This window comes from Streptomyces sp. I05A-00742 (assembly GCF_013055795.1).
In the GTDB taxonomy this organism is placed as follows: Bacteria; Actinomycetota; Actinomycetes; order Streptomycetales; family Streptomycetaceae; genus Streptomyces.
Window position 1 is genome coordinate 20,434 of record NZ_JABETO010000061.1, and the last position, 7,323, is coordinate 27,756.

Annotated in this window: 5 protein-coding genes; 2 read left to right on the forward strand and 3 right to left on the reverse strand. The window is 72.7% G+C overall.

The window, feature by feature from the left end:
• Positions 1-62 precede the first annotated feature (62 nt).
• Entirely contained in the window at positions 63-2,507 is a 2,445-nt protein-coding gene (gene pcrA / locus HN013_RS30680) for a DNA helicase PcrA (RefSeq protein WP_171172048.1), read from the forward strand.
• A 19-nt stretch (positions 2,508-2,526) separates the two neighbouring features.
• Here the strand turns inward: pcrA and HN013_RS30685 are convergent, their stop codons facing one another.
• Both HN013_RS30685 and HN013_RS30690 read right to left on the reverse strand, forming a co-directional pair.
• On the reverse strand, positions 2,527-4,053 hold the full coding sequence (locus HN013_RS30685) for a M23 family metallopeptidase (RefSeq protein ID WP_312018762.1): 1,527 nt from the start codon (positions 4,051-4,053) through the stop codon (positions 2,527-2,529).
• 242 nt (positions 4,054-4,295) lie between these two features.
• Positions 4,296-5,123, reverse strand: coding sequence for a triacylglycerol lipase (locus HN013_RS30690; protein WP_171172052.1), 828 nt, complete (start codon positions 5,121-5,123; stop codon positions 4,296-4,298).
• A 372-nt stretch (positions 5,124-5,495) separates the two neighbouring features.
• Here HN013_RS30690 and HN013_RS30695 point away from each other — a divergent pair, with 372 nt between their 5' ends.
• Positions 5,496-5,909, forward strand: a complete 414-nt coding sequence (locus HN013_RS30695; RefSeq protein WP_171172054.1) for a cobalamin B12-binding domain-containing protein — start codon at positions 5,496-5,498, stop codon at positions 5,907-5,909.
• A gap of 38 nt (positions 5,910-5,947) precedes the next feature.
• On the opposite strand, the gene HN013_RS30700 is transcribed toward HN013_RS30695, so the two are convergent.
• The coding region (locus HN013_RS30700) for a DUF5691 domain-containing protein (RefSeq protein WP_171172056.1) at positions 5,948-7,323 on the reverse strand (1,376 nt) is incomplete at its 5' end.

The following is a 7,323-nucleotide window of genomic DNA, read 5'->3' on the forward strand; positions in this document are numbered from 1 at the left end:
CCGCGACGGCGGTCCGGGAAGGGGGACCGGCTGTCAGTGGGGCCGCCTAGACTCGGATGACGATGAGCAGCCTCTTTGACGACAGCTTCCTGGCGGATCTCGTCCCCTCCGACGAGGGGCCCCCGCCCCCGCCGGAGGACACGGCCCCCGAGCCGCTGCCGGACGACCTCTTCGGCGGCGCCTTCGACGCGCCCGTCCCCAGGGAGGCGTACTACCGCGACGGCGCTCCGCGGCCCGTCGTGGACCCCGCCGCGCTGCTGGACGGCATGAACGACCAGCAGCGCGCCGCCGTGGTGCACTCCGGCTCCCCGCTGCTCATCGTCGCGGGCGCCGGCTCCGGCAAGACCCGCGTCCTCACCCACCGCATCGCCCACCTGCTGGGCGCCCGCGGCGTCCACCCCGGCCAGATCCTCGCGATCACCTTCACCAACAAGGCCGCGGGCGAGATGAAGGAGCGCGTCGAGCAGCTCGTCGGCCCCCGGGCCAACGCGATGTGGGTGATGACCTTCCACAGCGCCTGCGTGCGGATCCTGCGCCGGGAGAGCAAGAAGCTGGGCTTCACATCCTCCTTCTCGATCTACGACGCCGCCGACTCCAAGCGGCTGATGGCCCTGGTCTGCCGCGACCTGGACCTGGACCCGAAGAAGTTCCCGCCGAAGTCGTTCAGCGCGAAGGTCTCCAACCTCAAGAACGAGCTCATCGACGAGGAAGCCTTCGCCGCGCAGGCGACGGACGGCTTCGAGAAGACGCTCGCCGAGGCGTACGCGATGTACCAGTCGAGGCTGCGCGAGGCCAACGCGCTCGACTTCGACGACATCATCATGACCACGGTCCACCTGCTCCAGGCGTTCCCGGACGTCGCCGAGCACTACCGGCGCCGCTTCCGGCACGTCCTGGTCGACGAGTACCAGGACACCAACCACGCCCAGTACACGCTGATCCGCGAGCTGGTGGGCACTCCGGAGACGGCGGGCGAGGAGGGCGTCGGCGAGCTGTGCGTCGTCGGCGACGCCGACCAGTCCATCTACGCCTTCCGCGGCGCCACCATCCGCAACATCCTCCAGTTCGAGGAGGACTACCCGGACGCCACCACCATCCTGCTGGAGCAGAACTACCGCTCCACACAGACGATCCTGAGCGCCGCCAACGCGGTCATCGAGCGCAACGAGAACCGCCGCCCGAAGAACCTGTGGACCGAGGCCGGGGCCGGCTCCACGATCACCGGCTACGTGGCCGACACCGAGCACGACGAGGCCCAGTTCGTCGCCGACGAGATCGACCGGCTCACCGACGCCGGCGACGCCAAGGCCGGCGACGTCGCGATCTTCTACCGGACCAACGCCCAGTCCCGAGTCTTCGAAGAGATCTTCATCCGCGTCGGCCTGCCCTACAAGGTCGTCGGCGGCGTGCGCTTCTACGAGCGCAAGGAGGTCCGTGACGTCCTCGCCTACCTGCGGGTCCTGGCCAACCCCGAGGACACCGTCCCGCTGCGCCGCATCCTCAACGTGCCCAAGCGCGGCATCGGCGAACGCGCCGAGGCCATGATCGACGCGCTGTCCCTGCGCGAGAAGATCAGCTTCTCCCAGGCCCTGCGGCGCGTGGACGACGCCTACGGCATGGCGGCGCGCTCGGCCAACGCGGTCAAGCGCTTCAACGTCCTGATGGACGAGCTCCGCACGATTGTCGAGTCCGGCGCCGGACCGGCCACCGTGCTGGAGGCCGTGCTGGAGCGCACCGGATACCTGGCCGAGCTCCAGGCGTCCACCGACCCGCAGGACGAGACCCGCATCGAGAACCTCCAGGAACTCGCGGCGGTGGCCCTGGAGTTCGAGCAGGAGCGGACGGAGGACGAGCCCGGCACCCTCGCCGACTTCCTGGAGAAGGTCGCCCTGGTCGCCGACTCCGACCAGATCCCCGACGAGGACACCGAGGGAACGGGCGTCATCACGCTGATGACCCTGCACACCGCCAAGGGCCTGGAGTTCCCGGTCGTCTTCCTCACCGGCATGGAGGACGGCGTCTTCCCGCATATGCGCGCCCTCGGACAGGCCAAGGAGCTGGAGGAGGAACGGCGGCTCGCCTACGTGGGCATCACCCGCGCCCGCGAGCGGCTGTACCTGACCCGGTCGAGCATGCGCAGCGCCTGGGGCCAGCCCGCCTACAACCCGCCGTCCCGCTTCCTGGAGGAGATCCCCGAGCGGTACGTCGAGTGGCGCCGCACCGGGTCCGCCACCCCGTCGGCGTCGGTGTCCGGGATCGCCTCCGGCCTGTCGTCCTCGCGGAGCGGCGGCCGGGGGGCGGGGCCGAGCGGCTTCGCGACCCGGCGCGCCAAGGACCGCCCGGTGGTCTCCCTGGCCATCGGAGACCGGGTCACCCACGACTCGTTCGGCCTCGGCACGGTCGTCGCGGTCAAGGGCGGCGGTGACAACGCCGAGGCGACGATCGACTTCGGCCAGGAGAAGCCCAAGCGCCTGCTGCTGCGTTACGCGCCGGTCGAGAAGCTGTAGCGGGCCCGGCCCGGCGGCGTCACGTCGGGTCGAGGTTGTGGGCGCGCAGCCACGGCAGCGGGTCGACGGCCGAGCCGCCGGGCCGTACCTCGAAGTGCAGGTGCGGTCCGGTGGAGTTGCCCGAGTTGCCGGAGTAGGCGATCACGTCGCCGGCCTTGACCGGCCCCGACCGCACCCGGGTGCTGCTGAGGTGGCAGTACCAGGTCTCGGTGCCGTCCGGTGCGGTCACTATGGCCATGTTGCCGTAGGCGACGTTGTACTGGGTGCGGACGGTGCCGTCGGTGGCGGCCATGACGGGGGTGCCGTAGCTGACGGGGAAGTCGATGCCGGTGTGCACCGACATCCAATTGACGCCCGCCTGCCCGTAGTACGCGCTCAGACCGTGCTGGTTGACGGGGAGCGCGAACTTGGGCCGCTCGGCCTCCTTGCGGGCCGCTTCCTCCGCCTTCCGCCTGCGCTCCTCGTCCTGACGCAGCCGCAGGTCGATGCGCTCCTGGGTGCGGTTGGCGCGGGTGGCGAAGTCGTCCGCCCCGCGGCTCAGTCCGGCGAGCTGGGTGTCCAGCTTGCTGTTGGCGGCGGAGAGCCTGACGGTCGACGGGTCCGGGGCGGACGCGGCCTGCGTGGGCTGGGCGTCCTGCTGACCGTTGGACGCGACGGTCGCGGCGGCCACACCGGCCACGCCCATCACGGCGACGGAGGGCACGGCCACGGTGAGCAGGGCCTTGCGGCGGGGCCGGTAGCCGGAGCGGGGGGCCCCGCCCTTGCGCCGGTTGCGGACCGGGCGGTCACCGCCCTCGGAAGCTGCCTTCACGGGGACCGCGGGCCGCTCGTCCTCCCCGTCCCGCGGCGGGACGACGACGGCGTGCATGGTCCGCGTGTCGGAGTCGGTCGCCGGGGCCGGGGCGGGAGGTGCCGGGTCCACTCCGGGGTCCGGGAGGACGGCCATCAGCGTCGGGTCGTGCGGGGGAGCGGGCTGAGCGGCCTCCGCCCAGGCACTGGCGTCCCAGGTCTGCGTCTGCGCGGCGTGATCGACGTCCCAGGAACCGCCGGCGGGCTGGTTCCAGGCCGAGGAGTCCCAGGCCTGGGTCATGGCGTGGTCGACGGGCTGCTGCGGTTGCTGCGGTACGAAGCCTTGGCCACCGGTGTCCCACTGGCCCGTGGTGTCCCACTGGGCGGAGTGTCCGGTGTCCCACTGCCCCGACGTGTCCCCGTGCCAGTCGCTGCCGGGAAGGTTGCCCCAGCCGGTGGAGCTCGTCGTCTCCCACTGCCACTGGCCGGCCGGTCCGGCGCCGGCGTCGGTCGCCCAGGTTCCGTCCTGTGCCTGCTGCCCCCAGTCGGGCTGCGGGCCGGTGTCGCACGCGCTGAAGTCCCAGACCTGGGTGTGGCCGGCAGCGCCCCACTGGCCTGTGGTGTCCCACTGTCCGGTGTCGTAGGCGCCCCACCCGTAGGGGGTGGGCTGCTGCTCGGGGGACGGGTGGTGTCCGAATGCGGCATCGGGAGCGGGAACGGACGGATCCGGGGCCGCCGATGGGTGACGGTCGTTCACCACCACTTCCATTTCGCCTCGGGAGCAGGAGAAGTAGCGGCGACTGTACCCGGCGGTATGCGACGGCCACAATCTTCCTCACGTTTCGCGGCCCCGGTGCCTGGGCATTTAGCCGCCTTTTGGTGGACCGGAGGCCCCTGAGTCGCTTTGACGTTCGAAAATCGTTCGACATTAATCGGGCAACCGGGATGCGATCGAAGGTTGTCCGCCGTTTTCGCGCGTCACACGAAGGGGCAGTGGCGTCATGCCACGGAGACTGCGCCGAGGGTGCCGTCGGCCTCGTCCCAGGAGGCCAGCGCCTGCCGGATGCCCGCCGTCACGGCCCAGTGCACCGGGAGGGCCAGGTGTCCGACGCCGCTGACGCGGATGTTGCGCGTCACCAGGTCCGGATGGTCGAGACGGGCCGTCTCCACCGGGACCATGATCTGGTCGAGATCGCTCCAGAAGCTCACAAAGCGCGTCCGGCAGTCCGGTGCGGGCGCGGTCAGTTCCGCGATGACATCGGAATCCGGACGCATCTGACGTACCAGGGGATGCACCGACATCAGCGGTGCCACCAGCGTGCCGCCGTGCGGGGTGCCGAGCGTGACCAGCCGGCGGACCCGGGCGTCACCGCCCAGCCGCTGGACGTAGTAGCGGGCGACCAGCCCGCCCAGGCTGTGCCCCACCACATCGATCCGCGGGGCGCCCGTGCGGACGCACAACTCCTCGACGTACCGGCCGAGTGCCGCCGCGGTGGTGCGGATGTCGCGGGTGAGGAGCGAGTGGTTGAGGGAGGTCACGTGGCGCCAGCCGTGCCGACGGAGCGAGCGGCGCAACAGGACGAAGACCGAACGGTTGTCGATGAATCCGTGGAGGAGGAGCACCGGGATCCGGTGCTCCGCGGCGCCGGGTTCCCCGGGCGCCGGCGGCGGCACGACGGGTGGTGGGCGCCGTTCCTGTGTCATGCCCGTTGGATAGAGCACGGCGTGGCAGGTGAGGATGGCGAGCTCCAGCGCCGTGGACCGCACGAGGGCGGCCGACGGGCGCGGGGCGCCGGAAACAACGGATAAGGCGGGCAAGGCCCCCATGGCCGACCTCCCGAACGGCACACAGACCGAAGCCCTGTCCCCCGTGTGCCCTTGTGGGCAGCCGTGAGCCGCCTGCCGCACCGCTGTCGCCGTGCGGCTGACGGCGCGGCGGTGCGGCAGGTCTCGTCGCGGCTCCCCTCGCGCCCGCTCCGCGCCCCGCGGGTACCACGGCCGGTCGGCTGTACGGCCGGTGGTGGGCGGGAGACACGAGCGGATCGCGGCGAACGTGGTGTCCCACGTGTGATTTCCCCCTCCCTCCGCACCGCGAAACGACCGCGTGCGGGATGCTGTGGATAACGTTCGTTCACACCCGGGCCCGTTCGGCACGGGATCCTCGCGGCCGGCTGACGGCAGTCGTACATGGAGGCAGTGATGGGAGTGACCGGTCCGATCCGTGTGGTGGTGGCCAAGCCGGGTCTCGACGGACACGATCGCGGGGCCAAGGTCATCGCACGTGCGCTGCGGGACGCCGGGATGGAGGTCATCTACACCGGACTCCACCAGACCCCCGAGCAGATCGTCGACACCGCGATCCAGGAGGACGCCGACGCGATCGGCCTGTCCATCCTCTCCGGCGCGCACAACACCCTGTTCGCCAAGGTGATCGAGCTGCTGAAGGAGCGTGACGCCGAGGACATCAAGGTGTTCGGCGGCGGCATCATCCCCGAGGCCGACATCCCGCCGCTCAAGGAGCTGGGGGTGGCCGAGATCTTCACCCCGGGGGCCACGACGACGTCGATCGTCGAGTGGGTCAACGCGAACGTCCGCCAGGCCGCCGGGGCCTGACCGGTGGCGGACGGGCACGAGGGGGCCGCACGGCTCCCTCAACCCGCCAGCTCGGCGCGCATCGTGGCGCGCAGGCGCAGGGTTCCGGCCAGCCGCTGGAACGCCTCCGTCCAGTAGCCGGTCGCCCCGGGCGGGGCGGTGTCCTCGCGCGGGGCTCCGGGCGTGCCCGCCAGCACGGCCAGCCGGTCGGCCCGGTCCGGGTCCAGACAGCGCTCGGCCAGGCCCATGACCCCGCTGAAACTCCAGGGGTAACCGCCCGCGTCCCGGGCTATTTCCAGGGCGTCCACCACCGCGTGCCCGAGCGGCGCGGACCAGGGCACCTCGCAGACACCGATCAGCCGGAACGCGTCGGACAACCCGTGCGCGGCGACGAACCGGGCCACCCACGCGGCCCGCTCCGCCGGCGGGAGGGCGGTCAGCAGCCGCGCGGGATCCCGGCCCGGCGACCCCTCCGGCGCGGGAGGCGCCGACGGGGGACCGAGCAGGGCCCTCGACCACTCCGCATCCCGCTGCCGGACGGCGGCCCGGCACCAGGCCGCGTGCAGGTCCGGCTGCCAGCCGTCCGCCACCGGCAGGGCGACGGCCTCCGCGGGCCCGGCGACCCCGAGCCGGGCGGGCCAGACGGACAGCGGCGTGGCCTCCACGATCCCGCTCAGCCACCACGAGCGGGCGCCACGCCCCGACGGGGGTTTCTCGGTGATGCCGTCCCGCCGCATCGCGCCGTCGCACTCGTGCGGGGCCTCGACGACGATCAGGCCGCCGTCCCGTGCGACGCAGGTGCGCGCCCGCTCGGTCATCCGGGCCGTCAGCGCGGAGCCCGGCAGGGCGCCGAGGAGTTCGGCGGCCAGGGCACGCACGGCGTTTCCGCGGTCGGACAGGGCGTCCTCGAGGAACGGCTCGTCGTCCGGGGAGAGCCCTTCGGCCCAGGTGCCGAGGAACGCCTGCCGGTCCTCGGCCCGTTCCGTCGCCCAGGTGGAGGCCAGCAGCGCGCGGGCGGCCGCCGGATCCCGTCGCCGTACCGCCGTCAGGACGGCCAGCCGCTCGGCGAACAGCCCCTCCCGCCACAGGCGTCGCTCCTCCTCGGGCCCTGCCGCGCCGGGGACGGCCGGTCCGCCCGCCGCGTGGGCGCGGAGCGCGTACCCCCACCGCGGGTTGAGGCGGGCCAGCCACAGGCCCCGGGGCCCGGCGAAGGCCAGCGCCTCGGAGCGCAGGTCGGTGCGGGCCCGGGCGGCGTCGAGGAGGCCGGGGAGCAGCGCGGCCGGGGCGCGGTAGCCGTGCCGGTTGGCGGCGGCCAGCCACTGCGGGAGCAGTTCGAGGAGGTCGGGAGCCGTGGCACGCCGCCGGTCGCCGCCGGTCCGGTCGCAGAGGAGCCGGTCCAGCCGCCGGCGGGCGGCGTCCGGCAGCGGCGGCCGGG

Coding starts and splice junctions, on each gene's coding strand:
- HN013_RS30690 (WP_171172052.1), bottom strand. CDS start 5,123: ATGGGGGCCTTGCCCGCCTTATCCGTTGTTTCCGGCGCCCCGCGCCCG.
- pcrA (WP_171172048.1), top strand. CDS start 63: ATGAGCAGCCTCTTTGACGACAGCTTCCTGGCGGATCTCGTCCCCTCC.
- HN013_RS30695 (WP_171172054.1), top strand. CDS start 5,496: ATGGGAGTGACCGGTCCGATCCGTGTGGTGGTGGCCAAGCCGGGTCTC.